The organism is Halodurantibacterium flavum (genome assembly GCF_042681825.1).
GTDB classification, from domain to species: Bacteria; Pseudomonadota; Alphaproteobacteria; order Rhodobacterales; family Rhodobacteraceae; genus Halodurantibacterium; species Halodurantibacterium flavum.
Map to the genome: position 1 here is coordinate 1 of NZ_JBHUGH010000005.1, position 25,891 is coordinate 25,891.

The 25,891-nt window shown below is 61.9% G+C and carries 30 protein-coding genes and 3 pseudogenes; 20 read left to right on the top strand and 13 right to left on the bottom strand.

From position 1 onward, the window contains the following. Window positions 1–104 (top strand): annotated as a pseudogene (locus ACFSGJ_RS06570) (IS5/IS1182 family transposase); the annotation flags it as partial. 59 nt (window positions 105–163) lie between these two features. Here ACFSGJ_RS06570 and ACFSGJ_RS06575 read toward each other — a convergent pair. The 5 genes from ACFSGJ_RS06575 to dsbD all read right to left on the bottom strand — a co-directional run bounded on the left by ACFSGJ_RS06575 (window position 164) and on the right by dsbD (window position 4,706). Continuing rightward, window positions 164–772, bottom strand: a complete 609-nt coding sequence (locus tag ACFSGJ_RS06575) for a L,D-transpeptidase (protein ID WP_390260198.1) — start codon at window positions 770–772, stop codon at window positions 164–166. 7 nt (window positions 773–779) lie between these two features. After that, window positions 780–1,331, bottom strand: a complete 552-nt coding sequence (locus tag ACFSGJ_RS06580) for a L,D-transpeptidase (RefSeq protein WP_390260199.1) — start codon at window positions 1,329–1,331, stop codon at window positions 780–782. Between the two features lie 68 nt (window positions 1,332–1,399). Next, window positions 1,400–1,987: a DsbA family protein gene (locus ACFSGJ_RS06585; protein WP_390260200.1), complete on the bottom strand. Its 588-nt coding sequence runs from the start codon at window positions 1,985–1,987 to the stop codon at window positions 1,400–1,402. Between the two features lie 53 nt (window positions 1,988–2,040). Beyond that, complete coding sequence (locus ACFSGJ_RS06590) at window positions 2,041–2,895, bottom strand: prolipoprotein diacylglyceryl transferase family protein (protein ID WP_390260201.1); 855 nt, start codon at window positions 2,893–2,895, stop codon at window positions 2,041–2,043. Then, window positions 2,892–4,706 carry a protein-disulfide reductase DsbD gene (gene dsbD / locus ACFSGJ_RS06595; RefSeq protein WP_390260202.1) on the bottom strand — a complete coding sequence of 605 codons (1,815 nt, stop codon included), beginning with the start codon at window positions 4,704–4,706 and terminating at the stop codon, window positions 2,892–2,894. Before dsbD ends, ACFSGJ_RS06590 begins: the two co-directional genes overlap by 4 nt. A 53-nt stretch (window positions 4,707–4,759) precedes the next feature. Here dsbD and ACFSGJ_RS06600 point away from each other — a divergent pair, with 53 nt between their 5' ends. From ACFSGJ_RS06600 to ACFSGJ_RS06610, 3 genes and pseudogenes are all read left to right on the top strand, one after another. Continuing rightward, window positions 4,760–5,443: a response regulator gene (locus ACFSGJ_RS06600; RefSeq protein ID WP_390260203.1), complete on the top strand. Its 684-nt coding sequence runs from the start codon at window positions 4,760–4,762 to the stop codon at window positions 5,441–5,443. Between the two features lie 41 nt (window positions 5,444–5,484). After that, window positions 5,485–6,750 carry a sensor histidine kinase gene (locus ACFSGJ_RS06605; RefSeq protein WP_390260204.1) on the top strand — a complete coding sequence of 422 codons (1,266 nt, stop codon included), beginning with the start codon at window positions 5,485–5,487 and terminating at the stop codon, window positions 6,748–6,750. A gap of 124 nt (window positions 6,751–6,874) precedes the next feature. Then, window positions 6,875–6,994, top strand: a pseudogene (locus ACFSGJ_RS06610) (IS3 family transposase); the annotation flags it as partial. 702 nt (window positions 6,995–7,696) lie between these two features. On the opposite strand, the gene cydB reads toward ACFSGJ_RS06610, so the two are convergent. Genes cydB through ACFSGJ_RS06630 form a run of 4 tightly spaced genes read right to left on the bottom strand, consistent with a single transcriptional unit; the run spans window position 7,697 to window position 11,338 of the window. After that, on the bottom strand, window positions 7,697–8,728 hold the full coding sequence (cydB, locus tag ACFSGJ_RS06615) for a cytochrome d ubiquinol oxidase subunit II (protein WP_390260205.1): 1,032 nt from the start codon (window positions 8,726–8,728) through the stop codon (window positions 7,697–7,699). 5 nt (window positions 8,729–8,733) lie between these two features. Next, window positions 8,734–10,182 carry a cytochrome ubiquinol oxidase subunit I gene (locus ACFSGJ_RS06620; RefSeq protein ID WP_390260206.1) on the bottom strand — a complete coding sequence of 483 codons (1,449 nt, stop codon included), beginning with the start codon at window positions 10,180–10,182 and terminating at the stop codon, window positions 8,734–8,736. A gap of 56 nt (window positions 10,183–10,238) precedes the next feature. After that, a complete protein-coding gene (locus ACFSGJ_RS06625; RefSeq protein ID WP_390260207.1) occupies window positions 10,239–10,670 on the bottom strand; it encodes a DsrE family protein in 432 nt (143 codons plus the stop codon). Between the two features lie 35 nt (window positions 10,671–10,705). Further along, complete coding sequence (locus ACFSGJ_RS06630) at window positions 10,706–11,338, bottom strand: peroxiredoxin (RefSeq protein WP_390260208.1); 633 nt, start codon at window positions 11,336–11,338, stop codon at window positions 10,706–10,708. A 120-nt stretch (window positions 11,339–11,458) separates the two neighbouring features. Between ACFSGJ_RS06630 and ACFSGJ_RS06635 the strand changes: the two genes are divergently transcribed. The 13 genes from ACFSGJ_RS06635 to ACFSGJ_RS06695 all read left to right on the top strand — a co-directional run bounded on the left by ACFSGJ_RS06635 (window position 11,459) and on the right by ACFSGJ_RS06695 (window position 20,668). Further along, a complete protein-coding gene (locus tag ACFSGJ_RS06635; protein ID WP_390260209.1) occupies window positions 11,459–11,929 on the top strand; it encodes an Rrf2 family transcriptional regulator in 471 nt (156 codons plus the stop codon). Further along, window positions 11,926–12,591: a Crp/Fnr family transcriptional regulator gene (locus tag ACFSGJ_RS06640; RefSeq protein ID WP_390260210.1), complete on the top strand. Its 666-nt coding sequence runs from the start codon at window positions 11,926–11,928 to the stop codon at window positions 12,589–12,591. Before ACFSGJ_RS06635 ends, ACFSGJ_RS06640 begins: the two co-directional genes overlap by 4 nt. A 97-nt stretch (window positions 12,592–12,688) precedes the next feature. Further along, window positions 12,689–12,904: a YgaP family membrane protein gene (locus tag ACFSGJ_RS06645; RefSeq protein WP_390260211.1), complete on the top strand. Its 216-nt coding sequence runs from the start codon at window positions 12,689–12,691 to the stop codon at window positions 12,902–12,904. Window position 12,905: 1 nt separating this feature from the next. Beyond that, a complete protein-coding gene (locus ACFSGJ_RS06650) occupies window positions 12,906–13,337 on the top strand; it encodes a YeeE/YedE family protein (protein WP_390260212.1) in 432 nt (143 codons plus the stop codon). A gap of 3 nt (window positions 13,338–13,340) precedes the next feature. Continuing rightward, window positions 13,341–13,772 carry a DUF6691 family protein gene (locus tag ACFSGJ_RS06655; protein WP_390260213.1) on the top strand — a complete coding sequence of 144 codons (432 nt, stop codon included), beginning with the start codon at window positions 13,341–13,343 and terminating at the stop codon, window positions 13,770–13,772. 29 nt (window positions 13,773–13,801) lie between these two features. Further along, window positions 13,802–14,683: an MBL fold metallo-hydrolase gene (locus ACFSGJ_RS06660; protein ID WP_390260214.1), complete on the top strand. Its 882-nt coding sequence runs from the start codon at window positions 13,802–13,804 to the stop codon at window positions 14,681–14,683. A gap of 34 nt (window positions 14,684–14,717) precedes the next feature. Next, window positions 14,718–15,209 (top strand): bacterioferritin, encoded by a 492-nt coding sequence (locus tag ACFSGJ_RS06665; protein ID WP_390260215.1) that lies wholly within the window; start codon window positions 14,718–14,720, stop codon window positions 15,207–15,209. Between the two features lie 79 nt (window positions 15,210–15,288). Beyond that, the gene (locus ACFSGJ_RS06670) at window positions 15,289–16,968 is read left to right on the top strand and encodes a bifunctional protein tyrosine phosphatase family protein/NAD(P)/FAD-dependent oxidoreductase (protein ID WP_390260216.1); all 1,680 of its coding nucleotides are present in this window, start codon (window positions 15,289–15,291) and stop codon (window positions 16,966–16,968) included. 93 nt (window positions 16,969–17,061) lie between these two features. Further along, window positions 17,062–18,801, top strand: coding sequence for a SulP family inorganic anion transporter (locus ACFSGJ_RS06675; protein WP_390260217.1), 1,740 nt, complete (start codon window positions 17,062–17,064; stop codon window positions 18,799–18,801). Between the two features lie 19 nt (window positions 18,802–18,820). Further along, the gene (locus tag ACFSGJ_RS06680) at window positions 18,821–19,720 is read left to right on the top strand and encodes an MBL fold metallo-hydrolase (RefSeq protein WP_390260218.1); all 900 of its coding nucleotides are present in this window, start codon (window positions 18,821–18,823) and stop codon (window positions 19,718–19,720) included. A 2-nt stretch (window positions 19,721–19,722) separates the two neighbouring features. Beyond that, entirely contained in the window at window positions 19,723–19,836 is a 114-nt protein-coding gene (locus ACFSGJ_RS06685) for a rhodanese-like domain-containing protein (RefSeq protein ID WP_390260219.1), read from the top strand. Then, window positions 19,836–20,072 (top strand): rhodanese-like domain-containing protein, encoded by a 237-nt coding sequence (locus tag ACFSGJ_RS06690; protein ID WP_390260220.1) that lies wholly within the window; start codon window positions 19,836–19,838, stop codon window positions 20,070–20,072. The genes ACFSGJ_RS06685 and ACFSGJ_RS06690 overlap by 1 nt, the downstream gene beginning before the upstream one ends. Next, a complete protein-coding gene (locus tag ACFSGJ_RS06695) occupies window positions 20,069–20,668 on the top strand; it encodes a class I SAM-dependent methyltransferase (RefSeq protein ID WP_390260221.1) in 600 nt (199 codons plus the stop codon). Before ACFSGJ_RS06690 ends, ACFSGJ_RS06695 begins: the two co-directional genes overlap by 4 nt. 140 nt (window positions 20,669–20,808) lie before the next feature. Here the strand turns inward: ACFSGJ_RS06695 and ACFSGJ_RS06700 are convergent. Next, window positions 20,809–21,168: pseudogene (locus tag ACFSGJ_RS06700) on the bottom strand (transposase); the annotation flags it as partial. Window positions 21,169–21,284: 116 nt separating this feature from the next. Between ACFSGJ_RS06700 and ACFSGJ_RS06705 the strand changes: the two are divergent. After that, window positions 21,285–21,494 (top strand): hypothetical protein, encoded by a 210-nt coding sequence (locus ACFSGJ_RS06705; protein ID WP_390260222.1) that lies wholly within the window; start codon window positions 21,285–21,287, stop codon window positions 21,492–21,494. 136 nt (window positions 21,495–21,630) lie between these two features. Here ACFSGJ_RS06705 and ACFSGJ_RS06710 read toward each other — a convergent pair whose 3' ends face one another. Further along, the gene (locus tag ACFSGJ_RS06710) at window positions 21,631–22,701 is read right to left on the bottom strand and encodes a tyrosine-type recombinase/integrase (RefSeq protein WP_390260223.1); all 1,071 of its coding nucleotides are present in this window, start codon (window positions 22,699–22,701) and stop codon (window positions 21,631–21,633) included. 125 nt (window positions 22,702–22,826) lie between these two features. On the opposite strand from ACFSGJ_RS06710, the gene dusA reads away from it, so the two are divergent. After that, window positions 22,827–23,849 (top strand): tRNA dihydrouridine(20/20a) synthase DusA, encoded by a 1,023-nt coding sequence (gene dusA, locus ACFSGJ_RS06715; protein WP_390260743.1) that lies wholly within the window; start codon window positions 22,827–22,829, stop codon window positions 23,847–23,849. A 475-nt stretch (window positions 23,850–24,324) separates the two neighbouring features. Beyond that, the gene (locus tag ACFSGJ_RS06720) at window positions 24,325–25,149 is read left to right on the top strand and encodes a sulfite exporter TauE/SafE family protein (protein WP_390260224.1); all 825 of its coding nucleotides are present in this window, start codon (window positions 24,325–24,327) and stop codon (window positions 25,147–25,149) included. A gap of 6 nt (window positions 25,150–25,155) precedes the next feature. Here ACFSGJ_RS06720 and ACFSGJ_RS06725 read toward each other — a convergent pair whose 3' ends face one another. Both ACFSGJ_RS06725 and ruvX read right to left on the bottom strand, forming a co-directional pair. Further along, complete coding sequence (locus tag ACFSGJ_RS06725) at window positions 25,156–25,410, bottom strand: DUF1289 domain-containing protein (RefSeq protein ID WP_390260225.1); 255 nt, start codon at window positions 25,408–25,410, stop codon at window positions 25,156–25,158. Continuing rightward, window positions 25,407–25,886 carry a Holliday junction resolvase RuvX gene (gene ruvX / locus ACFSGJ_RS06730; RefSeq protein WP_390260226.1) on the bottom strand — a complete coding sequence of 160 codons (480 nt, stop codon included), beginning with the start codon at window positions 25,884–25,886 and terminating at the stop codon, window positions 25,407–25,409. Before ruvX ends, ACFSGJ_RS06725 begins: the two co-directional genes overlap by 4 nt. Window positions 25,887–25,891 lie beyond the last annotated feature (5 nt).

A 25,891-nucleotide genomic window follows, 5' to 3' on the forward strand; every position in this document is an offset into this window, starting at 1 on the left:
GCAGGCTGAAGGACTGGCGCCGTATCGCCACACGCTATGACAGATGCGCCACGACCTTCCTCTCCGCCGTCGCTCTCGCCGCAACCGTCATCTTCTGGCTTTGAAAATCAATGAGTCTGGAGCCTAATACGGCTCTCCGAGCTTGGTTGCGGGTGCGGTAAACCTAACCGGTGCTGTGGCTAAAACCATCGTCACCAGGCTTTGGATGCAGGAACACTCTGGCATTCAGTGGCACACGATTGTAGAGATCGATCATGTGGTCGTTGATGAGCCCCGCACAGCCGTTGGACACGGCACGCCCGATCGAATTTGGATCGTCTGTACCGTGAATTCGCAAAAATGTGTCGCCGCGCTCCGGAGTGAAAAGGTAGAGAGCTCGGGCACCCAATGGGTTGCCTGGCCCACCGGCCATGCCTGTCTCCGCGTAGCGCGCGTATTTCTCGGGTTCGCGCTCGATCATGCCAGGGGTGGGAACCCACGACGGCCATTCTTTCTTGGCGCCGATGAAATATTCGCCGGCCTCGTACAGGTCGCCGCGACCTATCCGCACGGGGTACACCATGGCCCGGCCTTCGGGAAGGATCCAGTAGAGCCGGAATGGGCCTGGCATCACATGAACTTCTCCCGCAGGCGGGAAAGGGGATTCAAGCTCAATGATATGCGGTTCCCAAATGTTGGAAGATTCGCGTGGCTGCTGTTGCGCCAGAACGCCGCTCGGAGAGGGAAGGCCTGCGAATGCAAGGCCTCCCAAGATGATGCTTCTGCGGTGCATTACGGCCTCAAATGATCCTGACCTGCGTTCCTATCGGGCAAAGCCCGTAGAGTTCTTCAATCATATCGTTGTAGAGGCCCACGCACCCGTCTGAGGACGGGCGACCGATCTTGCGGGTGTCGTGCGTGCCATGAATAATGTAGGCGGGCCAACTGAGATACATGGCATGAGTGCCTAGCGGATTGTCGGGGCCGGGCGGTACATATTCCCATCCAAAACGCTCCACCTGGCTTGGGGTCGGGGTCCAGTCAGGTCCGACTTTCTTGCGAACGATGCTGGTGTATCCGCGCTTGGTCAGCTCCTCTGAAATCGGTACGGAGGTCGGGTAGATTCGGTAGTCGGTGCCATCGTGGTTCCAGAAGTGGAGAGCCCGTGAGGCAGTGTCCGCTACGATTGTTGCTTTGCCGAGATCGTCGAAGTGATCGCGCCAGTCTTGCATGGAGAAACTCGAGACGTTCCTGCGGACAGTTTCGCCTCTTAGAAGTGAAGGGGCGGACAACGTAGCCCCACTGGCCAAGGCTAAAGTGAGCGCTCTGCGACGGGTGACAGATTTCGACATGGAGGGTCTCCTAAGTTGAGTTTTGGTGGGCTGCGCCGTAAAGCTGATTTGGGTCTACAAAACCCGCATCAGCTCGCGCTGCGGGCGTTAGTTATGGCTTCTTCCAGGGTTGCGCGGTCCAGAGCGCCGCTGTAGAGCGTTTTCTCGATGGCGAAGGCCGGGGTTCCACGAAATCCAAGAGATGCAGCCTGAAAATCGTTGCGTTGAAGAAGAGCGTCCCACTTGGAGCGCTCGGCACGATAAGCGTCCATCGCCTCATCTACCTCGACAACAGCTCCGACCACGCGTTCGACATCGGCGTCGCTCAGCTTGGCTTCGGTTGCCATGAGCGCATCGTTGATTTCGCCATAGGCCCCGAGCGCGACGGCACCGAGAGCGAGTTGGCTCGCGCGTACGGACGGCGCTCCGAAGATCGGCCAGTCCTTCATGATCAGGCGCACGTTTCCGTCTTCCTCGACGACCTCCTTAAGCGTCGGGTGCATCCGCTTGCAGAACGGACACTGATAGTCGAAATATTCGACAAGCGTCACGTCGCCGTTGGGGTTACCCATCACGGGAGCGTCGGGATCGCGCAGAACTGCGTCGACGGTCAGTTGTTGCGCCCGTGCGGTCGAGGGAAGGAGGCCGAGCCCTAGCGCACCGGTTCCGAGCAGCATTCCTCCTCCGGCTGCGAATAGTCGACGTCGTGTCAGGGTCATCAAAGATCTCCTCAGTTGATAGGTTGCGACGCGGGGCCCGCATCCGTCTGCGGGGGGGCGTCTCGAAGCGTCGCGATCTGCGACATGAGTTCGGCGCGGGATATCTCGCCGAAATGAACGTCGCGGAGGGTGCCCGACGCATCGAAGAAAAGCGTCGTGGGCAGACCGACCGCGTTGAAGCGTGTCATCAGGCTGGAGGTCGGATCGAGCGAGATGTTGTCGCCGCCAAGAGCGAGGATTTCGAGGAATTGCGCGATCTGCTGGTCGGTCTCGCCCTGATTTGCGAAGATCAGGTCGGCGCCCTCAATCCGCTCGGCGACATCCATCATCATCGGCATCTCGCGGCGGCAGGGTGGACACCAGGTCGCCCAGAGATTGAGAACCAGCGGCGTGCCGTCGCGCGCATCGAGCCGCACCGGTTCGCCAGCCATGCTGGGGAAAGCGGTTTCGGGCAGCATCGCCAGCGGACCATCCGACTGAGCCCGCAGCACTGCCTCGCCGGCGAGCCAGCCGACGAAGGCCGCGCCCATCAGCGGGGCAACAACGGACTCGCGCCGGACGATCAGGAAAACGGAGAGGGCCGCGAGTCCGAGAAACCCTGCCGCGACTGAGACGCCGCCCTGCCACAGCTTGAGGATATCGAGCGGATGTTCGGAAAAAACTGCCCAGTGCTGCACAACGAAGCCCGCCCGCGCCGCGACCAGCCAACTTAGGGAAGCCGGAAAGGCCCAGCGGCGCAGGTCGATGCCGCGCCGCGCCTGCGGAATGGTCACGACGTGGAAGACCGACAGAAAAACTATCGCGGCAACGATGAAGGCAAAGCGCTCGGTATCGAAGGCGAGCGGACCAATAGAAATTCCGTTCATTGCGATACCATCTGCAGCGAGCGCAGCATGTCGTCGCTTCCGGTATTGCCGACGATGCGGCTGCCCGGTGCCTCGGCGATCGTCTTGTCGAAGAAGACCATCGTGGGCGGCCCGGCGGCCCCGAGCATGTCGAGCAGCGTCTGGCTGTCAGGTCCGAAGTCGGTCACATCGACCTTTACGAGCGAAAGTGGGCTCATGGCCGATAGCACCTCGGGGTCGGAGAGCGGGCCGCGTTCGATGCTGCGGCAGGTCGTGCACCAGTCCGCCGTGACATAGGCCATGGTCGGGCGGCCGCCGTCTCCGAGCGCGGCTTCGAACTCCGCAGGGGTGAAGACGGTGGCAAAGCCTCCACCCTCAGCCTGCACCACGGTGCCGCCGCCCAAGCCGCCGGCGAGCGGAGCAAGTGGGTGCAGCGGATCATCGCCCCCTACGGCGGCCCCGACACCCTGAAGCGCGCCCGCGAACAGCACGATCATCCCCAGAGCGCCGCCGAGCCGTCCGGCCCGCCCGTCGCGCGGCATCTGGGCGAGGATCGCGCCCACCCCAATCAGTAGCGCCGACCAGAGCGCCAGCGTCGCGGCACCGGGCAGCACACGGCCCGCCAGCCAGATCGCGAAGCCGAGGAACAGCACGCCGAAAACCCATTTCGTCGTTTCCATCCAGGGTCCAGAGCGGGGCAGTACGCGAGGACCGAAGGCGCCGATCGCAAGCAGGGGCACACCTTGGCCGAGCCCCAGGGCAAATAGCGCCAGCGCGCCGAGCGCCACGTCGCCGGTCTGGGCGATGTAGAGCAACGCGCCTGCCAGCGGCGCCGTCACACAGGGGCCGACGATAAGCGCGGAGGTGAAGCCCAGAAGCGCTGCGCCGCCGACCGAGCCGCGGCGGCCTTCAACCCGCTCCAGCCTGCTGGCAATGAAGCGCGGCATCTGGAGGGTGAATAGGCCGAACATCGACAGCGCGAGCAGGACGAAGATCGCCGCCGCCACAGAGATCGCGACCGGCGATTGCAGCGCGACCTGAAGGTTCTGCCCAGACCACGCCGCGACGATGCCGAGCCCGGCGAAGGCGACGGCCATCGCCAGCACATAGGATCCCGACAGAGACAGCCCCCGCCGGATGCTGGGCGGCTCGCGCTGACCCATGACGAGGCCGGCCACGATGGGGAACATCGGGAAAACGCAGGGGGTGAAGGCGAGCAGAAGTCCGAGTCCGAAGAAGCCGGCCACCACAAGTGCCGTGCCGCCGCGCGCAGAAAGCCCGTCGAGAAGGCCCGGCTCGTCGGCCAGGGTGAGGCTGTGGGAAGTATCGGAAGAGAAGGGCGTGCCGGCGCCCGCGGTCGGGACGAACGTTTCGGTGCCTGCACCGTTTATCGCGGCGGTATCGTCTCCGTCGAACGAGATCTCGCGGGTCTGTGGCGGATAGCAGATGCTGTCCTCCTTGCAACCCTGCCACGTAAGCGTCACAGACCCAGACGCCGAAGCCAGGTTGATTTCCAGCGCGTCGTGATAAACTTCGACCACCCCGAAGTTGGGATCGTCCTTCATGTCGCCCGCTGGCGTGTCGAGGGGGATCTCCACGCCGTCGGCTGTGGTGGCGGAGATATAATCGCGATAGAGGTAGTAGCCTTCCTCTATCTCCCAAGAGAGCGTTGCCGTGTCCCCATCTGGGGTCACGGTCAGAACGAATGCCTCCGCTGCGGGTAGTGGCTGAGACACCTGAGCCGAAGCTGCCGCGCCCCAGACACAAACGATGGCTGCGAGTGCGGCCTGAAAGAATTGGATCGGTTTCATGGTGTTTTGGTGCGATGCCAATCTTAAGTCGGTCTTAAGGTTGGAGGGCGACATGCGGTGAAAAGGGAAGACGTATGCGTATATTGATCGTGGAGGACGACGAAGTGCTCGCGGACGGCTTGTCTGTGGGGTTGCGCCTGTCCGGCTTCACGCCCGATCAAGTCGCGACCATTGCAGATGCGAGGGATGCGATCGAAGCCGATGATTTCGATGGTATCGTTCTCGACATTATGTTGCCCGACGGGCTTGGACTGGATCTGCTGCAGGAGATCAGGGCGCAGGGGGTCAGAGTACCGGTCCTACTTCTAACGTCGCGCGATCGTGTCCGCGACCGCGTACGGGGCCTCGATGCGGGGGCTGACGATTACCTCGGCAAGCCATTCGATCTTGAGGAGCTTTCGGCGAGACTGCGCGCCATGCTCCGGCGACGGGACGGTCGTGCAAGCAGCTATATCAGCTACAACGGACTATCCATCGACGCGTCCTCGCTGTCGGGCCACTACCGCGACAAGCCCGTTTCGTTCTCTAGGCGTGAGTTTGCAATTCTCGCAGCTCTCATCGAGCATCCCCGGCATATCGTGTCGCGGGAAAGGTTGGAAGAAAAGCTATACGGCTGGCAGGAGGACATCGAGAGCAACGCCGTTGAAGTGCATATCCACAAACTGCGGAGCAAGATCGCGCGCTCCTACATCGAAACCGTCCGTGGCCTCGGCTATCGGCTCGCAGAAGAGGAGGCTCAGCCATCTCAATTCGAGTGAAACTCTTCTTAATACTAGCGGTGGCAACGAGCACGGTCTGGGTGTTTGCAGCGATTTGGATCCAAACATCGACACGTTCGGAAGTTGAGCGAGTGCTTGACGCTAGGTTGTATGAAGCGGCCCACATGGTGTCCTCACTACTGTCTGATCGTCGAATTGAAGTCGCGCAGGCCGGGACTGGGCTTGACACAATCCCCCTCCAGTCCGCACCGGGCTATTCTCGGCAACTCTCCTGCCAAATCTGGGCTCTTGATGGTAGCATCGTTGGTCAATCAAGCGGGGCTCCGCAGGGTCGACTGACAGAGATGGAAGCCGAGGGATATTCGCAATCAGATGTCAACGGCGAACCCTGGCGGGTTTACTCGATGGTCAATGAGGCGTTGGGTGTTCGCATCATGGTTGGAGACAGTCTCGCGGTTCGTGATCGACTGATCTGGGACGTTCTGGAAGGCCTGCTGCTGCCGGGAGCACTTATCCTGCCGGTACTCGCGATCATTCTTTGGTTCAGCGTTGCGAGAGGGATGGCCCCCATCGAGCGTCTTGCCGCAGATTTGCGAAGGCGTGCGCCAGATGATCTCAGCGCAATTCCCGACGTGGCATCTCCGCCCGAAATTCGATCTGTTCTCCAAGCCCTGAACGCGCTTTTTTCGAAAGTGGCGGCGGCTCGTGACGTCGAGCGAGATTTTACCACCTATGCAGCCCACGAACTGAAGACACCGCTTGCCGGACTTCGCACGCAGGCGCAGATCATGCGCATGTCAGATGACCCCGCAGTGAGAGCAAATGCTTTGAACGCGTTAGAACGTTCTGTTGACCGGACTGACAGGATGGTTCGACAGCTCCTAGAGCTCTCCATCGTCGAACAGTCCGACCTGGTTCTTGAAGATGTGGACCTGAAAAAATTGATTGCAGAGACTGTCGTTGACCTAAAGCCTATGGCATCCACGAAGTTAGTCTCTCTCACGGCGGATACCTCCACCAACGTCGTCATGGTAAAGACCAATTCGTTCCTTCTTCAGACAGCACTACGCAATGTTATAGAAAACGCGATCCACGCTTCTCCGATCAAAGCCGAGGTGCGGATCATGTTGGATGGGACAGCCATATCGGTAGTCGACGATGGTCCTGGCATGGATGGGGAGTACCTTTCGCAAATGAAAACCCGGTTCAAACGGGGGCGCGAGGGGAGCCCTGGCGGGAGTGGACTAGGTCTGTCGATTGTGGCTAGTGCGATGGAGAGATTAGGTGGCCAATTCTCATTCAAGCGCGCCGAGAGCGGGGGTCAGATCGTTCAGTTGCTTTTGTAAGTTATTCCGGCAAGAGAGACTTTAGGGGACCTGAGTGTCAGTGATTTTCACCGTTTGTCACTTGGGGTTGGATAGCCATGTGTATCGTGGACGCCTTCTTCGCTAATTTTGACGTAAGGAGGCCATGATGAGCAGCAGCAAGTTCAGCGACGATTTCAAGAAAGACGCCGTCGCGCAGATCACGGAGATGGGCTGCCCGGTCAGGGAAGAGGCCGAGCGCCTGGTCGTGAGCCGATACGCCCTCTAACCTTGGAAGAAGAAGTTCGCGAATACTTCCCCAATGACACGGATCTGAGACAGCACGTTGCCGAAGCGCTCAGCGCCGTTGCTCAAGCGCTGAAAGTCCGTTCCCAGAAAACGCTTAGTTTGCGAACACCGGCAGAGGCACTCGACCGCCTGCTCAAACAGGATAAAGTCTAAAGTAGTGCGCCGACCGGTTGAAGCCGCCTTGCAAACGTTGGTCCGGATGACGAAACAACTCGTCGGACTTGCCGCAGCGCCTTCCGGCCATCATGTGCGCGTCCGTGAACAATGTGGTATCCCGATCCGCTTTCTTTGACCAACCCACCACGCGTCGGGAAAACGGGTCCAGCGCGACCGCCACATCAAGCCAGCCCTCGGCCGTCCAGAGGTAGCTGAAGTCTGCCAGTCACCTCTGGTTCGGGCCCTCCGCCCAGAAGTCGCGATCAAGAATATTGTGAGCAAGAGGTTTACGCGTGCCGCCGCATGACATCTGTCGAAATGCGCGACTGGTGCTTCTCGGAACAACGCTGCGCAGGGAGGTCAGCGACGGGCGCCGGCCGACGAGGGCGAAGTTGGCCAGCAGACGGCGCCGATTAATGTATTGCGAGGCGGATCGCGAAAGCGACCACGGCCAGCAGGCTGACGCTGGCAGCCCACAATCCGATGAACCACAGCCAGTGCGAGTATCGGGATCGACTGGGCATCAATGGTACCCCGCCTCAGGATCGACCTTCCCCCTGAACACCCAATAAGCATAGGCCGTATAGGCAAGGATGATCGGGATCAGGATGCCTGCACCGATGATCATGAAGAGTTGAGCTCTGTACGGGGCGGCCGCTTCCCAAAGCGTGACTTCGATTGGCACGATGTAGGGGAACATGCAGATTCCGAGGCCCACGAAGCACAGCCCAAACATCGCCAAGGCGAGCAGGAAAGGCCAGTAGTCGTGACGATGCACGTGAAGAGCCCGGAACATCAGGAATGCGAGGGCAAGAACTGCAGCTCCCACCAGCCCGGCAAGCAAGATGCGGGTGCCAGCGAACCAGCGCACGAAGTATCCTTCTTGCAAGAACGGAGTCCAAAGGCTGACCACGCCGATGAACGCCACCGTTGCAATGCCTAGGATCCAGGCACGGCTACGCATGCGATCCTGAAGCTCGCCATCAGTTTTCATGATGAGCCAAGTCGCTCCGAGGAGCATATAGCCAACCATCACGGCAAGCCCGACCGTCACCGAAAACGGCGTCAACCAGTCCCACCAGCCGCCAGCATAGGCGCGAGCGGCCTTGTCAATCGTGATGCCCTGCAGCAGCCCGCCAAGTGCGATGCCTTGGCTGAGCGCGGCCACCGCGGAGCCGCCGATGAAGGCAATGTCCCAGACGCCACGCCAACGCTCGGTGCGCCAGCGAAACTCGAATGCGACGCCCCTGAAGATGAGGGCCAACAGCATTGCCATGATCGGCACATAGAGAGCTGGAAGGATGAGGGCGTAAGCCAACGGGAAGGCCGCGAAAAGGCCGCCGCCTCCAAGAACGAGCCAAGTCTCGTTCCCGTCCCAGACGGGGGCAACCGAGTTCATCATCACGTCGCGGTGGCGTCGCTCGGACTCGACAGCAAAGAGCATCCCCAGCCCCAGGTCGAACCCGTCAAGAACCACGTAGATGAGCACGGCTAGGGCGATCAGGAAGCCCCAGACAAAGGTGAGGTCGAATGCGACCCCTTCTGCGATCGGCATCGTTCTCACTCCCCCGGATGGGCGGCGTTCTGGCGCCGCATGGTTTCCTCGATGGCTGGCGTGATGCCGGCCGTGCGAATGGGTCCCTTGGTGACGTCCTTCAGGCGTGGTTCGTCGAAGACCGGCGGGCGGCTCATTAGTCGCAGGATGTAGAAGGTGCCTGCGCCGAAGACGAAGAAGTAGACCACGATGAAGGCGACGAGAGATGTGCCGACGGCGGCCGCGTCGAGCGGCGCTGCGCTCTCGGACGTGCGCAACATCCCGTAGACGGTATAAGGCTGGCGTCCGACCTCGGTGGTGATCCATCCGGCAAGGACGGCGATCAGCCCCGATGGCGCCATGGCCAGGGCGGCGCGGTGCAGCCACGGCGCCTCGAAGAGCCGCCTCTTCCATCGGGCGTAGAGCGACCAGGCGCCGAGCCCCAGCATGGCGAAGCCCAGGGCGACCATGACACGGAAGGACCAGAAAACGATGCCTACGGGTGGCTGCTCGTCGTCGGGGATCGTGTCGAGCCCAGCCAGCGGAGCGTTGAGATCGTGTTTGAGGATCAACGAGGACAGCTTCGGAATGCCGACCGCGTAGTCGAGGGTCTGCGTTTCGTCATTGGGGATCCCGAACAGATAGAGCGGCGCGCCCTCCGGGTGACTCTCGTAGTGGCCCTCCATGGCCATGACCTTGGCGGGCTGGTGTTCCAGCGTGTTGATTCCGTGGAGATCCCCGAGGAAGATTTGGATCGGCGCCACGATGGCTGCCATCCACATCGCCATGGAGAACATTGTTCTCGTGGCTTCGGACGGCGTCTCGCCCCGCCGACGGCGGCGCAGGAGGTGGAAGGCCGCGACTCCGCCGACGATGAACGCTGTCGTCAAGTAGGCGGCCGTCACTGTATGCATGAGACGATAGGGGAACGAGGGGTTGAAGATGATTTCCCAGAAGTTCTCCGGCAGGAACTGGCCCGTGTCCGGGTCGATGGAGAAGCCCGCGGGCGTCTGCATCCAGCTATTCACGCTGAGAATCCAAAAGGCTGAGAAAAACGTACCGAAGGCCACAGCCGCCGTTGCGGTCATGTGCAGCCCCGGTCCCACGCGCTCACGTCCGAAGAGCATGATCCCGAGGAAGCCCGCCTCCAGGAAGAAGGCCGAGAGTACTTCGTAGGCCATTGGTGCGCCGATGACCGGCCCGGCCTTGTCGGAGAAGACCGACCAATTTGTGCCGAACTGGTAGGACATCACGATCCCCGACACGACGCCCATGGCAAAGGCCAGCGCGAAGATCTTCACCCAGTAGCGGAAGAGATCGAGATACTTGTGGTCCTTCGTCCAGAGCCACAGCCCGTTGAGCACCGCGAGGTAGCTCGCGAGGCCGATGGTGAAGGCCGGAAAGAGAAAGTGAAAGCTCACTGTGAAGGCGAACTGAATGCGGGCCAAGAGGACTGCGTCGAAGGAGGCGAGCATGAGGTGGTCTCCGGGGTGCGGTAGGACGGGCTGCGTGACCGCCCGCTGGGAGCGGCTTAAAAGGACAAAATGCGCGCGTTCGGCGTCAGCAGACGCGCGGCCATTGCGGCCGGATCAGCAGGGGTAATCCCGTCGAGCAAGACCTCGGGGCCTGCTCCCTTGTTCGGCAAGTAGATTGCGCAGACCTCGACCTGGGTGCCGTGCTCCATGATCTGCATCATCAGTCCCTGGGGGCTCATGCCACGCGGTTCCTGCGGGGCGGTAGCGGAAGTGGGGGCGTCCTTCAGGGCCAGGTCACCGGCCGGTCCGCAGAGCAGGATGTGTGCCTCGGCACCTTGCTGAACCGCCTGCATGGTCAGAACCATACCCATCAGCTGGGTTTGCGCGTCCTCTGAGGCGAGGACCGTCACCAATTCTGGCGCTTCCTGCGCCTGAGCGCTCCCGGCGAGTCCCAAAACGGCCAGCGCCGCCAATGCGATACCTCTCATGTCGTCTCTCTCTCTTCTTCATCCGTGAACAATAATCAGTCTTGTACACGCGTGGTCCGCAGGTAGGGGCGGTGCGTCGTCCAACCCTGAGGGAACAGACCCTTCGCTGCGGCGTCGTCGATAGAGGGCGGGATGATGACCTCGTCCCCGGGTCGCCAGTCGGCGGGCGTGGCAATCCGGTGCCTGTCCCCCGCCTGCAAGGCATCGACCGCGCGCAGGATTTCATCGAAGTTGCGCCCGACGCTCATCGGATAGGTCATCGTCAGGCGCAGCTTCTTGTTGTTGTCGATGATGAAGACCGAGCGCACGGCTGCCGTTTCGGACTGGGCCGGGTGGATCATGTCATAGAGGCGCGCGATTTGCAGGTCGGGATCAGCGACGATCGGAAACCGCAGCGTCGTGTTTTGGGTATCGTTCACGTCGTCGATCCACTTCAGATGCTCGTCGACGGAGTCCGTGCTGAGCCCGATGGGTTTGACGCCCCGCTTGTCGAATTCGGCGCTGAGCTGCGAGGTTCGGCCCATCTCTGTGGTGCAGACCGGGGTAAAGTCCGCCGGATGGCTGAAGAAGAAGGCCCAGTCATCGCCGATCCAGTCGTGGAAGGAGACGGGGCCTGTCGTCGTGTCGGCGGTGAAGTCCGGGACGATGTCTCCGAGAAGCAGAGGCATGGTGGTTCCTTTCCGTGGTTTGGTTACCGGCTACCGCGCCGCGCCGTGCGCTTCAGTGACATTGTCACCCAGCTTGTATAAAAGTTATACGAAGAGTAGAACTTCTACCGCGAGACATAGATGAAACTTACGGCATATTCGAACTACGCGCTCCGATCGCTTCAGCTTGCCGCACTCAGGTCACACGAGCTTGTCCGCGTGGATGACGTGGTCAGGGTGCATGGGCTGGCTCGACCGCATATCGTGAAGATCGTGCACGAACTGGGACAGGCTGGATTTCTGGAGACAAGGAGGGGCAGAGGCGGCGGATTCAGGCTGGCGCGTCCTGCGGAGGAAATCGTCGTAGGGAATGTCATCCGGCTGACCGAAGGACCGCTCGATGTGGTCGAGTGCTTTAACCCTGAGAAAAATACTTGCCCGTTGATCGGCATCTGCAAGCTTTCGCGGGCGCTGAGGGAGGCGACGAAGGCGTTCATGGAAGTGCTCGACGACCTGACGCTCGCGGATATCGCGTCGAACAAGAGTGAGCTGTTGTCCCGCATCACGCTAATAGAAGAGGGCATCGTCTGGCCATCGCGGAGGGCGCGATGAGCATCGGAGACTGGACCGAACGGTTTCAGGGGACCCGAGCCCTGCCGCGCGGTGTGCGGGATCGGCTGCTCAAGGTAGCGCAGATCCGTACTTACCCTAAAGGCCAGGAAGTATTCGGTCCGCGCAACATTCCCGACAGCCTGTTGTTTCTGCTGGAGGGGACGATCCGCGTCTCGCAGACTTCCGAGAACGGACGTGACATCGTGCTCTACCGCGTCGACGCGGGCGAAAGCTGCGTCCTGACTACGGCATGCATGCTGGCGGAAGAGGCTTACAACGCTGAGGGGCTGGCGGAATCCGAGATCCGCGTCGTCGTCCTTCCGAGGCCTGCCTTCGACGCGCTCGTTGCCGACGAGGCGGCCTTTCGCAACTTCGTGTTCGCTGCGTATTCACGACGGTTGATCGACCTTTTGCGCGTGGTTGACGATGTCGCGTTCGGTAGGATCGATGTCCGGCTCGCGGAACGCCTGCTCACCCTCGCGGGCGGCAACAAGGAAATCGTCGCAACCCATGCGCAAATTGCGACCGAACTCGGAACTGCACGGGAAGTCATCTCGCGCGTGCTGCACGATTTTCAGAAGCGCGGCTACATTGCGCAATCGCGGGGACGGATAGAGATCACCGACAAGCCGGCCCTGCGGGCACTTGCCGACAGCGACTAGGAAGTCGACGAGGAAAATCGGCGCTCGGTGACAATATCACTGAAGCGGCGCCGCCAAACATATACGTCATGGTCAACTTTGAAGTCCGGAGGACGCCATGACGACCAATGTCGGAACCCTCGACCGAATCCTGCGCGCCGCGCTCGGGATGGTCCTGCTCTATCTCGCATTCCTCAGCGGGTTGCCGCTCTTCGCCGAGCCATTCTTCAAGTATGGTGCGGCCGTCATCGGCGTCGTCATGCTCGCGACGTCGCTGATGAAGATGTGCCCGCTCTATTCCATGCTCGGCCTCAAGACCTGCCGAGACTGCTGAGATGGAGACTGCTTTCACACCACTCACCTCGTTCGGCGGCGGACTACTGATCGGCCTTGGCGCGGTCCTTCTGATGCTCGGGCTCGGCCGGATCTTCGGCGCGACGGGCATCCTGTCGGGCGCGATCTTTGCAGAGAGCCGGGAAGAGATGAACTGGCGGCTGGCTCTCATCGCCGGAATGATCCTCGCACCCGTGCTTATCTTCGCCATTACAGGCGCGATGCCGGCTCTGACAGTTCCGGTCAGCCCGGCGATGATCGTCGTCGGTGGCGTCATCGTGGGGCTAGGCGCCAGCCTCGGCTCTGGCTGCACGTCGGGACACGGGGTCTGCGGGCTGTCGCGCCTGTCGGTCCGATCGCTGGTCGCCGTGCCCACCTTCATGGCAACGTCCGCAATCACCGTCTTCCTTGTACGTCACGTGTTCGGAGGCTGATCAATGAAGCTCGTCTTTGCGCTTTTCACCGGTGTCGTCTTTGGCACCGGCATCGCCCTCTCGGGCATGATGGACCCGGCCAAGGTTCTGAACTTCTTCGATCTCGCGGGCAGCTGGGACCCGAGCCTGGCCTTTGTCATGGGCGGAGCGCTGGTCGTGGCGGGTGTCGGTTACCGCCTGGTCTGGCGGCGCAATGCTCCGCTCTTCGGCGGACGTTTCCAAGTTCCCACGGGGACCGACATTGACATGAAGCTCGTCGGCGGGTCGGCCCTGTTCGGCATCGGCTGGGGCATCGCCGGCTTCTGCCCCGGCGCGGCCATTCCTGCTCTCGGAACCGGACGCTGGGAAGTCGCCCTGTTCCTCGCCGCCGTCATCCTCGGCTTCTGGCTGCGCCGCGTCCTGGCACCACTCGGGCAGCCGCGCGCAACATCCTGACCCACCGCACCATTCCAGGAGAGAACACCATGACCTATCCCATCGACATGACCATCAAACCCGAGGTCCAGGCCTTCTTCGACGAGGCCACGAACACGATCAGCTACATCGTGAAGGACCCCAGTTCCGATGCCTGCGCCATCGTCGATAGCGTCCTGGACATCGACTACGCCGCGGGGCGCATCACCTACGACCACGCCGACGAGCTGATCCGCCAGGTGCAGTCGCAGGGGCTGAAGCTGGAGTGGATCATCGAGACCCACGTCCACGCCGATCACCTTTCCGCAGCCCCCTACATTCAGCAGAAGCTGGGCGGCAAGATCGGTATCGGATCGAAGATCATGGTTGTTCAGGAGACCTTCGGAAAGGTCTTCAACGAGGGCACCGAGTTTCAGCGCGACGGCAGCCAGTTCGATCGCCTGTTCGACGACGGCGACACCTACATGGTCGGAAACATGCCCGCGTTCGCCAGTTATACGCCCGGCCACACCCCGGCCTGCATGGTGCATGTGATGGGCAACGCGGCTTTCGTGGGGGACACGCTGTTCATGCCCGACGGAGGCTCGGCGCGTGCCGATTTCCCGGGCGGCGATGCGGCGACGCTCTACGAATCGATCCAGAAGGTCCTGGCCCTGCCGGACGAGATGCGGCTGTTCATGTGCCACGACTACGGGCCCAACGGGCGCGACATTCAGTGGGAGACCACGGTGGGTGAGGAGAAGGCCCACAACATCCATGTGGGCAGCGGCAAGACGAAGGAGGATTTCGTCAAGTTCCGCACCGAGCGTGACGCGACCCTCGCCATGCCCAAGCTCATCATCCCGTCGCTGCAGGTGAACATGCGCGCGGGCGAGGTGCCCACCGACAAGGACGGCAACCCGACGCTCAAGGTGCCCCTCAACGGTCTTTGAGAATGACTACGGTTCCAGATCGAAAGGAAAGACAATGTCGAACAACGCAACGGTGGAAAACCTGAACAAGGCGCTTCAAATGGAAATGAGCGCCGCGCATCAGTATCAATTGCACGCCCATGTCCTCGACGATTGGGGCCTCAATTTGCTGGCAGACAAGATGCGCGAGGAACAGGCAGAAGAAATCGGGCACTCCGACCTGTTCATCGAGCGCATCATGTTCCTGAAAGGAACGCCCGAGATTGCTTTCGCCAAAGAGCCAAAGCGTGCCGAAACCCTCTCAGATATGTTCAAGGCCGACCTTGCCGATGAGGAGGAGGCCGTTGAATTCTACCTCACCGCGGCCCGACAGGCCTATGAGACCAACGATGTCGGATCGCGCATGCTCTTCGAAAAAATCGCGATGGACGAAGAAGGCCATAAGGCCTGGTTGGAGCTGCAACTCGAGTTGATCGAACGCATCGGTGAGCGGGCGTACAGCGCGAAAATGGTTTCGATCATTCAAGACGAAAACCCATCCACTTGACGCGGTCATCAGGGCTTATGGCGGCGCATCGGCGCTGCTGTGTGGTCCCTGATCGAAACCAATAGGGAGGAATACGACGATGGAACTGAAAAGGATTTCGCCGAAAGTAACGGTATCCCCGCAGATCGCAGCCATGGACATGGCCGCAATCAAGGCGGCAGGCTATCGTGCGATCATCTGCAACCGCCCCGATGGGGAAGGCGCGGATCAACCGAGCTACGAAGAGATCGAGGCGGCTGCCAAGGCCGAGGGGATCGAGACGCGCTACGTCCCGGTTGAATCGGGGATGGTCTCGGATCAGGACGTCGCTGCTTTCGGCCAGGCGCTGGCAGAGGTGCAACGCCCGGTGCTGGCTTACTGCCGGACCGGCACGCGCTCGGCGACCCTCTGGTCGCTGCACGAGGCGCAGAAGCGGCCCGTTTCCGAAATTCTCGCCATGACGCAGGCGGCAGGCTACGACATGAACGGTGTCGCGCGCCGCATCGCCAACGGTGGCAAGACCCCGACCGACAGCGGCGATGCGCACTACAAGGTGGTTGTCGTCGGCGCGGGTGCCGGTGGCATCGCCGTCGCGGCCAGCCTGAAATCGCGCAAACCGGGCCTCGAGATCGCGATCATCGATCCTGCCGAGATACACTATTACCAGCCCGGCTGGACCATGGTTGGCGGCGGCATATTCGAGGCACAGCAAACCGCCAAGACGATGGGCAGCCTGATCCCGAAAGGGGTCAAGTGGATCAAGGCCGCCGTCGCGGCCTTCGAGCCGCAGAACAACGCGGTCATTCTCGATGGGTGCCGGGTCGTGAAATATGACCGGCTCGTTGTTTGTCCCGGTCTCAAGGTCGACTGGGGCAAGGTCGAAGGCCTCGTCGATACGCTCGGCCGCAACGGGGTCACCTCCAACTATCGCTACGACCTCGCGCCCTATACTTGGCAATTGGTGCAGGAGGTGCGCGGCGGTACCGCGCTTTTTACCCAGCCGCCGATGCCGATCAAATGCGCCGGCGCGCCGCAGAAGGCGATGTATCTCTCGGCCGACCACTGGCACCGGTCCGGTCGTCTCAAGGACATCGACATCCACTTCTGCAACGCGGGCGGCGTGCTCTTCGGCGTGAAGGACTACGTGCCGCCACTGATGGAATACGTGAAGAAGTACGACGCGACGCTCGACTTCTTCCACAATCTCGTGGCAGTCGACGGGCCGGCGAAGACGGCCACCTTCGAGGTCAGGGAGCCGGAGAAAGAACCGCGCCGGGTCGAGATGGCGTTCGACATGATGCATGTCTGCCCGCCACAGACGGCGCCGGACTTCATTCGCGTCTCGCCGCTGGCCGATCCGGCGGGCTGGGTCGACGTTGATCAGGCGACGCTGCGCCACAAGAGCTTCGACAACATCTGGGCGCTTGGCGACGTGATGAACGCACCCAATGCCAAGACGGCGGCGGCGGCGCGGAAACAGGCGCCCACGGTGGCCGAGAACATCGCCGCCGACATCGCGGGACGCTCTGCCGTGGCACAATACGACGGCTACGGCTCGTGCCCCCTGACGGTCGAGCGCGGCAAGATCGTGCTCGCGGAGTTCGGCTACGGAGGCGCGGTGAAGCCGAGCTTCCCGGCCTTCATGATCGACGGCACGAAGCCAAGCCGCGCAGCGTGGTTCCTGAAGGAAAAGATGCTGCCGCCGATCTACTGGCAAGCGATGCTTCGGGGCCGCGAATGGATGGCAAAGCCCGAAAAGCTCGAAGCCGCGGCCGAATAACCGAACGGCGCGCCGGCACTCCCTCCCGCTGTCCGCGCGTCCGCGAGCGGGGCGCACAGGTTGCTCCCCGCTCCCCAATCCCGAGAGAACGCCATGACGTCACGATTTTCCCGATATCTGCCGATCCTTACATGGGGGCGGCAGTATAATCGATCCGCGCTGACAAACGATCTCGTCGCGGCAGTGATCGTGACAATCATGCTGATCCCCCAGTCGCTCGCCTACGCGCTTCTAGCGGGCTTGCCGCCGGAGGCAGGGATCTACGCCTCGATCGCACCGATCCTCCTTTACGCGGTTTTCGGCACCTCCCGCGCGCTCGCGGTGGGGCCTGTGGCGGTGATCTCGCTTCTGACAGCCTCCGCTGTCGGTCAGGTCGCCGAGCAGGGCACGGCGGGTTATGCCGTCGCGGCGCTGACGCTTGCGGGGCTGTCCGGAGGCTTCCTGTTGCTGCTCGGCGTCTTCCGCCTGGGGTTTCTGGCAAATTTCCTCAGCCATCCGGTGATTGCGGGGTTCATCACGGCCTCTGGCATCCTGATCGCGACCAGCCAGCTTAAGCATATCCTCGGTATCGAGGCCGGAGGCCATACGCTGATCGAGATGGTCGGTGCGCTTGTCTCGCATCTTGGGCAGATCAATCCGATAACGCTGGTCATCGGCGTCATGGCGACCGCGTTTCTGTTCTGGGTGCGCAAGGGCCTCAAGCCGCTCCTGCGGAGGATGGGAGCAGGCCCACTTCTGGCCGACATCGTCACAAAGGCGGGGCCCGTGGCGGCGGTCGTCGTCACGACGCTTGCCGTATGGGCTTTCGATCTTGAGGGCCTCGGCGTCTCCATCGTCGGCGAGGTGCCGCAGGCCCTGCCGCCGCTGACCCTTCCCGGTTTCGCGCCGGACCTGATCCGCCAAATGGCGATCCCGGCAATCCTGATTTCCATCATCGGCTTCGTGGAATCCATTTCCGTCGCGCAGACGCTCGCCGCCAAGAAGCGTCAGCGCATCGACCCGAACCAGGAACTCATCGGCCTCGGCGCCGCCAACCTCGGCGCAGCCTTCACCGGCGGCTATCCTGTCACCGGCGGTTTCGCACGCTCTGTAGTGAACTTCGACGCTGGCGCCGAGACACCCGCGGCGGGCGCCTTCACGGCCATCGGCCTTGCTATTGCCGCGCTCGCGCTGACGCCGCTCGTCTATTATCTGCCCAACGCGACACTGGCCGCCACAATCGTCGTCGCCGTTCTCAGCCTTGTCGATTTCTCGATCCTGAAGAAGACTTGGTCCTACTCGCGCGCCGACTTCACCGCGGTCGCAGCTACGATCCTTCTGACCCTTTCACTGGGCGTCGAGATTGGCGTTGCGTCCGGTGTGATCCTCTCCATCGCGCTGCACCTCTACAAGACGTCGAAACCCCATGTCGCCGAGGTCGGTCTCGTCCCGGACACCAACCACTTCCGCAATATCAACCGGCACGACGTCGAGACCGATCCCGAGATACTAATGCTGCGGGTGGACGAGAGCCTTTACTTCGTGAATGCCCGGTTCCTCGAGGATTTGATCCAGGACCACGTGGTCGACGGCGCCACGCTGCGTCACGTGATTCTCATGTGCTCCGCTGTGAACGAGATCGACTACTCGGCGCTCGAGAGCCTGGAGGCGATCAACCACAGGCTCACTGATCTGGGGGTCGGGCTGCACCTCTCGGAAGTGAAGGGGCCGGTCATGGACCGTCTCGGGAGCACTCACTTCCTCGATCAGCTCAACGGACGCGTCTTCCTGTCCCAGTATGATGCCTGGAAGGCCCTCGCCAAACCGGCCGACCCGGCCAAAGCCGCAGAATGACTGGAAAGGAAAGCACTAAATGACAATCACACATTCAAAAAGCGCATCCCGTGGACCCGGAAGCCCCGATGTCGTTGGTTTCTACGACGACGCTTCAGGAAGCTGCCAATATATCTGCGTCGACCCGGCGACGAAGAAATGCGCGCTGATCGACGTCGTTCTCGACTTCAACCCAGCCCGCGCCCGCACCTCGACCGAGGCCGCCGACTGGGCTCTTGACTGGATCGATCGTGAGGGTCTGACGCTTGAATGGATCCTCGACACGCACCCTCATGCCGACCACTTGATGGCGGCTGGGTATCTCAAGCAGAAGACCGGAGCGCCGAACGCCATCGGTGAGAAAGTCAGGGAAATCGCGGGGCTTTGGCGCGACTTCTACAACACGCCGGACGCATTCGACCCGGAGGCCGATTTCGACCGCTTGTTCGCTGACGGCGACACTTTCCTGATCGGCGAGCTCGATGTGCGCGTGATGCTGTCGCCGGGCCATACCCTCGGCTCGATCACCTATATTGTCGGGGACGCTGTGTTCGCCCATGATACGTTCATGCAGCCCGACAGCGGCACCGCGCGTGCAGACTTCCCCGGCGGATCGGCGGCCATGCTCTACGACTCGTTGATGGCGATCCTAGCGCTGCCCGACGACTTCCGGATCTTCATCGGACACGACTACGGCGCGGAAGGCCGCGTCGAGCCGGCCTGGGAAAGCACAGTGGCCGAGCAGAAAGACTCGAACAAGCATCTGGGCGGCGGCGTCGAAAAGCCCGAATACGTTAAGGTGCGCGAGGAACGCGACGCGACACTCAATCTGCCCGACAGGATGCTGCACGCGCTCCAGGTCAACCTGCGGGGCGGTCGCTTGCCGGAACCGGAGGCTGATGGAAACACCTACCTCAAGATACCAGCGAACAGGTTCTGATCATGGCACAAGTCGAAAATTGGTCTCCCGAAAAGGTAAAGGCGGCGCTCGACGCTCAGGAGATCGTGTTGATCGATGTGCGCACACCGCCCGAATACATGATGGGGCGCTGTTGATGCCCATGGCGTTCTTCCGCCCCGAGGCGCTGCCCACGCAGGACGGCAAACGTATTGTTCTTCAATGCGGTTCGGGCGCCCGGTCCGGCAGGATGGCCGAGATTGCCCTGAAAGCCGGACTGTCGCCACTTGCCCACTTGGAGGGCGGCTTCGGCGCATGGAAGCAGGCCGGACTGCCCTACACCGGCACCGACATGGCCACGGGCGCGCCCAAAGCAATGGACGCAGACTCATGAACTGGGATGACCGCTTTGCCGGAGAGGGATACCTCTTCGGGACCGAACCGGCGCGTTTCTTGAAGCGACATGCGCATTGGCTACCTCCAAGCTCCGAAGTGCTCGTCGTAGCGGACGGCGAGGGCCGAAATTCGGTCTGGCTAGCGGAATTGGGCCATAGAGTTACTGCGTGGGACAGTTCGGTAGTCGCGATCGAGAAGGCACGCAGGCTTGCGCACGCTCGCGGTGTCGATGTGACCTTTTCGGCTCAGAACGCCGCCGAGTATCCGTGGCCCGAGGCGCGCTTTGACGCGGTGATCGGAATTTTCATCCAGTTCGCGCCTCCCAAGCTGCGCGACGAGATGTTCGAAGGGATGATCCGAACGACGCGGCCGGGCGGGATAGTGATGCTGCACGGATATACCGTCGAGCAGCTGAAGCACGGCACGGGAGGTCCTCCCTTTGTGGAGAATCTATATACCGATGCTATCCTTCGAGACCAATTCGCTGGAACGGACATTCTGCGTATCGAGAGCTACGAGGCTGAAATTTCAGAAGGCTCTGCGCATGTGGGACGCTCAGCGCTGATCGACTTGGTGGCTCGCACACAAACTTGAGGAGACGAATGGCTTAATTAAACTAAGTCCAGCAGTCTGAACGCTAGCAGTTTTATCTTTTAGGGGGCTGGGCTCCGATACCCGCCGCCTTTTGCATAGGGCGTTGGCAAAGACTACAAGCTTCCATGCGATCAGCGTCGCCTTGGATCGAACCGGATCACCTCGCAGGCGCGGCGGACCGACACCTGCCAATCCGCCCGCCTCTCGTCGACCAGCGTCCTCTTCCGGGCAGGCCTAAAAGCTTTCACTTGATGATGTTCTGCAACATCTTCTTGTCTAGCGCGAGATCGGCGACGATCTTCTTCAGCCGAGCGTTCTCCTGCTCGAACTCCCGCAGCCGCATCATCTCGGACGCCATAAATCTGAGTATTTCTTCTTCCAATTGAAGAAGGTCGCCGTGCTGATCCCGCTTTTCGGCAGACCGTCAGGACAGGCGTGCGATCCTCCGCGTTCTTGACGATGAACGCCTTCTGCGCGTCCGTGAACTTCGATGCCTTCATGCGTTTCCTCTCCTCTTCCAGCCAAGGATTCCGTCCGGAAAACTCTAAGCTGGAACGGGGGCGTTTTCCGGGATCACATTAGCCGCTCCGAGAGCCTTCAACAGCTTTCGGATATCATGGCGGATTGGACCAAGGCACCCTCCGTCGAGATGTTCTTCGTCGAGGCCGAAAAGCGTATGCAGATGGTGGACGCAGAGCAGCGCGTGAGTCTGGAATCCCGGCTGCGTTTGGCGCGTTCGATGCTGGGCGATCTTGATCCGCTATCATTCATCGAGCAGTGGGTTTCGCCCGAGGAGCGTTACCAGCGAAAGTTCAAGGATGAATAGGGAGCCAATAGGATGGACGGCATATCGCTAACTTGCCTCCATCTCAGCATTCAGCGGCTATGAAAGTTGATGTTTGTACCTAGTAAAACCTTGAGTGATGCGCGGGGCCTTTCGATGAGATTGACGCACTGGCGCATCACGTGTTGCCGATTGCGAACTGCATTCCACGCCAGCTGCCATATTTATCGCCTGTTTCCCGGATGTGCGTATAGCGTTTCAGGCTAACCCAAGACCTGTGTCCGCTGACAGCCGCGACATGGGGGATGTTCCAACCCATCTCGAACAGCCGAGAAATGCCCTCGTGGCGCAGATCGTGGAAGTGCAGATCCTCGATCCCGAGCAGCTTGCAAGCGCGGGTGAAGTTGGCCGTGATCGCGTCCGGAGAGTAGGGGAAGATCTCAGTCTTGCTCTTGCGCATGCTGTCGATGATCCGAATGGCTTCCTCGGGCAGATCGACCCAGGTATCGTTTCCGAGCTTCTCGCCGGGATGCTTCATGTCACGGACCAGGATACGCTTGTGCTCCTTCTGGAAGTCATCCCAGGTGAGGCGGGTGATCTCTGCCTGTCGGCGCGTCGAGAAGAGAGCGAACACGATCACCTTGTGCATGGGCATGGCCTGAGGTGTTCTATGGCGTCGATCAATGAAATGAGCCAGCAGCCGGTCGAGTTCATCGAGGGTGGGCCTGCGGTTCCGCTGTGCGGACCGGGAGATGATCCCCATGCGGCGCGCGACGGTGATCGCGTCTCTCATCTCCCGGTCATCCAGTCGGAAGTCCCACATCGGCCGAGCTATCGCGAAAATGGAGGCGAGATGGCTCGCGTAGTTCCCGACTGTTTGCGGTTGTCCGGGCAGTGACTGAAAGAACTCAATGATATCCTTCGATTTGATGCTGGAACAGGGCAGATCGGCGATCGGATAGGTGGCGATGGTCCTGAGGACCTGCGCCTTTGTGCGACCGATGTCCTTCACTGTCTCTTCAGTGTAGCGCTCGATCGCTTTGCACAGCGGAGGGTCGGATGCGTTCAACTCTTCCAGCGCACCAGGTTTTGCTAGCTCTTTCTCGCGTTTCTTTATCCAGGCGGCCGCAACTGGGCGTCTGTCAAAAGTCTTCGTCTCGTGATAGACGGTGCCTTCGCGCATCACTCGTACACGTGCCCTGTAGCTGTGACTTCCATCCTTCCGTTTGCGTGTGGTGATCGAGCCCATGATGGTCTCCCCGTTTGGTCCACGAAATTGTACTTGGTCCACAGGACCAAATCTAGTGTCAAAATCGACGGGTTTGGTCCATAATGAGCGGAAACGAGACGAACTGTAGGTGCCTGTAAGTGACTTTGAAATATAAAAAACAAGACATATCAAGGGCGTCCCGTCTGTCCGTTGCGCCGATGATGGATTGGACGGACCGTCACTGCCGCTATCTTCACCGGCAGTTGTCGGGCCGGGCGCTGCTCTATACCGAGATGGTGACGGCCCCCGCTGCCATTCATGGCGACCGGGATCGCCTGCTGGGTTTTGATCCGGCGGAACATCCTGTGGCCCTGCAACTTGGCGGATCGGACCCGGCAGAGCTTGCGCAGGCCACGCGGATCGGCGCGGAGTATGGCTATGATGAGATCAACCTGAATGTCGGCTGTCCCTCGGACCGGGTCCAGTCGGGCTGTTTCGGCGCCGTGCTGATGGAGCGTCCGGCCCTTGTGGCGGAGTGCGTCGCGGCGATGCGGGATGCCGCAACGGTCGAGATCACGGTCAAATGCCGCATCGGCGTCGACGACCAGGACCCGCAGGACATCCTGCCCCGGTTTCTGGAAACCGTCAGCGCGGTGGGCGTGACCCGGTTCACCATCCATGCCCGCAAGGCCTGGCTGAAGGGGCTTTCGCCCAAGGAAAACCGGGAGGTTCCGCCGCTCGACTACCCGCTTGTGATCGCGATGAAGCGGGCGTTTCCGCATTTGCATCTGTCGATCAACGGCGGCATCACCAACCTCGATCAGGCAGAGGCGCTGCTGGCCGAAGGGTTGGACGGGGTGATGATCGGCCGCGCCGCCTATCACGATCCCGGCGCCATCCTGGCCGATGCCGACCGGCGGATCTTCGGCGCCGAGGGGGGCCGCGACGCCTTTGCCGCGGTCGAGGCGATGCGGCCCTATATCGAGACGCATCTGGCGGCGGGCGGGCGGCTCCATTCGATCACACGCCACATGCTGGGCCTTTTCGCCGGCCGCCCAGGCGCACGGGGCTGGCGCCGCGTTCTCTCCGAGGGCGCGCATCGCCCCGGTGCGGGGCTGGAACTGCTGGACCGTGCGCTGGCGGAACTGGGGCGGGACGTGGCGGCGCCGGTTCGCGCGCAGGGCTGAACGACGGCGCGCAGCCTTTGCCTGCTGCGCCGGGACTTGCGGGGCGTGGGACGCCGGTGGAACGACGGCGCAGCATCAGATCCTGCACATTCAAGCGTCCGACAGATGTGGGCGGCCCGATCCCGGAGCCCCGGTACGCCGCCGCAGGCGGCGCCCGGCCCAACGGGATGAGCGGCGCTGGCGCCGCGAAGACGGGCGGGAGGGCCCGTGCCCAGTCGCAACGCTCCCGACGCGACACTCCAGACGCGACACGGGCGCGCATCGGCACGGCCCCGGCCTGCCGCGCAAGCCGGCCGGTCCCGCGCCGGGGCCCCTTCCTCTCGCCGCAGGATGACGACCGACCGGCGCTCCGGCGGAAGGGCATCTCCGCCCGCCACGTCAGACGACTGTCATACGGCATCAACGCGGCACTGGCAGAGGTCCGGCCCAGGGTGTATGCGGGCAAAAAAGCCAGGAGCAGCCCCAGGAGCAGCCGATGCCGGATCTCGCGACGATTCTTCCGATGTTCTTCCTTCTTCTTGTCATCGGCGCCTTTGCCGGGGTGGTGGCCGGGCTATTGGGGGTCGGCGGAGGGATCGTGCTCGTGCCCGCCTTTTTCTATGCGCTCTCGGTGCTCGGCTACGACAGCCCGCAGCTCATGCAGATCTGCCTTGCGACCTCGCTTGCGACGATCATCGTGACCTCGGCCCGGTCGCTCCAGTCGCATAATCGCAAGGGCGCGGTCGACTGGCAGGTGCTGCGGCAATGGGCGCCGGGGATCATGATTGGCGCGGTGATCGGGGTTGTCGTGGCCTCGATGCTGCGATCCACGGTTCTGCAGGGGATTTTCGGCGTCCTCGGCTTCATCATCGGGCTCTACTTCATCGTCGGCAGCGAGCGCTGGCGCATCGCCGACCAGATGCCGGGGATCATCACCCGCTCTATCCTGTCGCCGGTAGTGGGCGTTCTTTCGGTGCTGATGGGGATCGGTGGCGGATCGTTCGCGGTGCCGATCATGTCGCTTTACGGCGCGCCGATCCATCGGGCGGTGGCCACGGCATCAGGCTTTGGCCTGATCATCGCGGTGCCTTCGGTCATCGGCTTTCTGTTCATTCAGATCCCCGAGGCGGTGCGGCCGCCCTTCACCATCGGCGCGGTCAACCTGCCGGCCTTCGTGATCACCATCGTGACGACGATCTACACGACGACGCTCGGCGTCCGGCTGGCCCATGCGATGGACCCCAGACCACTCAAGCGGGTGTTCGCGGTGTTCCTGATCGCGGTCTCACTGAACATGTTGCGCAAGGCGCTGGGGTACTGACCCGGTTTAGTCGCCGCTGCCGTCTTTCCTGTCGCCCACACGGGCGGCGCGGCCGCCCCGCCGCTGCTTCAGGCGCGGGGCACGGGCGGGCAGGGCGTCGATGATCGCGCGACGCTCGGCCGATGTCATCTGCGACCAGCGCGCGATCTCGTCCAGCGTGCGCAGGCAGCCGGTGCAAAGCCCCTCGGCCGGGTGGATGACGCAGATCTTGACGCAGGGGCTCTGAACCTCCTGCCGTTGCCAGACACCATCGCCGGTCATGCGCCCGTCCGTTTCAGATGCGCCAGCCTGTCCAGCGCCCCTTGCAGGATATAGCCGGCCGCCACGTGGTCGATCACCTCGCTGCGACGCTTTCGCGACGTATCCGCCTCCAGCAGCGCGCGTTCGGCGGCGACGGTGGACAGGCGTTCGTCCCAGAACCCGATCGGCAGATCGGTGAGGCGCGAAAGGTTGCGGGCAAAGGCCCGGGTGGACTGGCAGCGCGGCCCCTCGGACCCGTCCATGTTGCGCGGCAGGCCCAGCACGAGGCCGCCGATGGCCCGCGCCTCGACGATCTTCAGCAGGGCCTCCGCATCGAGGGTGAACTTGCTGCGCCGGATCGTCTGAAGCGGGCTTGCGACCGACCGAAGGCTGTCCGACACCGCGACGCCGATCGTCTTGTCCCCGAGGTCGAGCCCCGCAAGCGCGCGCATCGGCGCAAGCGCCGCGGCGAATTCCTCGATCGTTTCGTGAATCATTCTGC

What these genes read in the sequence shown, in the direction of transcription:
- ruvX (WP_390260226.1), bottom strand. Translation starts at nt 25,886, where the DNA reads ATGATTCACGAAACGATCGAGGAATTCGCCGCGGCGCTTGCGCCGATG.
- ACFSGJ_RS06720 (WP_390260224.1), top strand. Translation starts at nt 24,325, where the DNA reads ATGCCGGATCTCGCGACGATTCTTCCGATGTTCTTCCTTCTTCTTGTC.
- ACFSGJ_RS06645 (WP_390260211.1), top strand. Translation starts at nt 12,689, where the DNA reads ATGACGACCAATGTCGGAACCCTCGACCGAATCCTGCGCGCCGCGCTC.
- ACFSGJ_RS06685 (WP_390260219.1), top strand. Translation starts at nt 19,723, where the DNA reads ATGGCACAAGTCGAAAATTGGTCTCCCGAAAAGGTAAAGGCGGCGCTC.
- ACFSGJ_RS06585 (WP_390260200.1), bottom strand. Translation starts at nt 1,987, where the DNA reads ATGCTGCTCGGAACCGGTGCGCTAGGGCTCGGCCTCCTTCCCTCGACC.
- ACFSGJ_RS06705 (WP_390260222.1), top strand. Translation starts at nt 21,285, where the DNA reads ATGGCGGATTGGACCAAGGCACCCTCCGTCGAGATGTTCTTCGTCGAG.
- ACFSGJ_RS06580 (WP_390260199.1), bottom strand. Translation starts at nt 1,331, where the DNA reads ATGTCGAAATCTGTCACCCGTCGCAGAGCGCTCACTTTAGCCTTGGCC.
- ACFSGJ_RS06660 (WP_390260214.1), top strand. Translation starts at nt 13,802, where the DNA reads ATGACCTATCCCATCGACATGACCATCAAACCCGAGGTCCAGGCCTTC.
- ACFSGJ_RS06635 (WP_390260209.1), top strand. Translation starts at nt 11,459, where the DNA reads ATGAAACTTACGGCATATTCGAACTACGCGCTCCGATCGCTTCAGCTT.
- ACFSGJ_RS06675 (WP_390260217.1), top strand. Translation starts at nt 17,062, where the DNA reads ATGACGTCACGATTTTCCCGATATCTGCCGATCCTTACATGGGGGCGG.
- ACFSGJ_RS06575 (WP_390260198.1), bottom strand. Translation starts at nt 772, where the DNA reads ATGCACCGCAGAAGCATCATCTTGGGAGGCCTTGCATTCGCAGGCCTT.
- ACFSGJ_RS06620 (WP_390260206.1), bottom strand. Translation starts at nt 10,182, where the DNA reads ATGCTCGCCTCCTTCGACGCAGTCCTCTTGGCCCGCATTCAGTTCGCC.
- ACFSGJ_RS06630 (WP_390260208.1), bottom strand. Translation starts at nt 11,338, where the DNA reads ATGCCTCTGCTTCTCGGAGACATCGTCCCGGACTTCACCGCCGACACG.
- ACFSGJ_RS06640 (WP_390260210.1), top strand. Translation starts at nt 11,926, where the DNA reads ATGAGCATCGGAGACTGGACCGAACGGTTTCAGGGGACCCGAGCCCTG.
- ACFSGJ_RS06625 (WP_390260207.1), bottom strand. Translation starts at nt 10,670, where the DNA reads ATGAGAGGTATCGCATTGGCGGCGCTGGCCGTTTTGGGACTCGCCGGG.
- ACFSGJ_RS06670 (WP_390260216.1), top strand. Translation starts at nt 15,289, where the DNA reads ATGGAACTGAAAAGGATTTCGCCGAAAGTAACGGTATCCCCGCAGATC.
- ACFSGJ_RS06690 (WP_390260220.1), top strand. Translation starts at nt 19,836, where the DNA reads ATGCCCATGGCGTTCTTCCGCCCCGAGGCGCTGCCCACGCAGGACGGC.
- ACFSGJ_RS06655 (WP_390260213.1), top strand. Translation starts at nt 13,341, where the DNA reads ATGAAGCTCGTCTTTGCGCTTTTCACCGGTGTCGTCTTTGGCACCGGC.
- ACFSGJ_RS06680 (WP_390260218.1), top strand. Translation starts at nt 18,821, where the DNA reads ATGACAATCACACATTCAAAAAGCGCATCCCGTGGACCCGGAAGCCCC.
- ACFSGJ_RS06665 (WP_390260215.1), top strand. Translation starts at nt 14,718, where the DNA reads ATGTCGAACAACGCAACGGTGGAAAACCTGAACAAGGCGCTTCAAATG.
- ACFSGJ_RS06590 (WP_390260201.1), bottom strand. Translation starts at nt 2,895, where the DNA reads ATGAACGGAATTTCTATTGGTCCGCTCGCCTTCGATACCGAGCGCTTT.
- ACFSGJ_RS06725 (WP_390260225.1), bottom strand. Translation starts at nt 25,410, where the DNA reads ATGACCGGCGATGGTGTCTGGCAACGGCAGGAGGTTCAGAGCCCCTGC.
- ACFSGJ_RS06695 (WP_390260221.1), top strand. Translation starts at nt 20,069, where the DNA reads ATGAACTGGGATGACCGCTTTGCCGGAGAGGGATACCTCTTCGGGACC.
- ACFSGJ_RS06600 (WP_390260203.1), top strand. Translation starts at nt 4,760, where the DNA reads ATGCGTATATTGATCGTGGAGGACGACGAAGTGCTCGCGGACGGCTTG.
- cydB (WP_390260205.1), bottom strand. Translation starts at nt 8,728, where the DNA reads ATGCCGATCGCAGAAGGGGTCGCATTCGACCTCACCTTTGTCTGGGGC.
- ACFSGJ_RS06650 (WP_390260212.1), top strand. Translation starts at nt 12,906, where the DNA reads ATGGAGACTGCTTTCACACCACTCACCTCGTTCGGCGGCGGACTACTG.
- ACFSGJ_RS06710 (WP_390260223.1), bottom strand. Translation starts at nt 22,701, where the DNA reads ATGGGCTCGATCACCACACGCAAACGGAAGGATGGAAGTCACAGCTAC.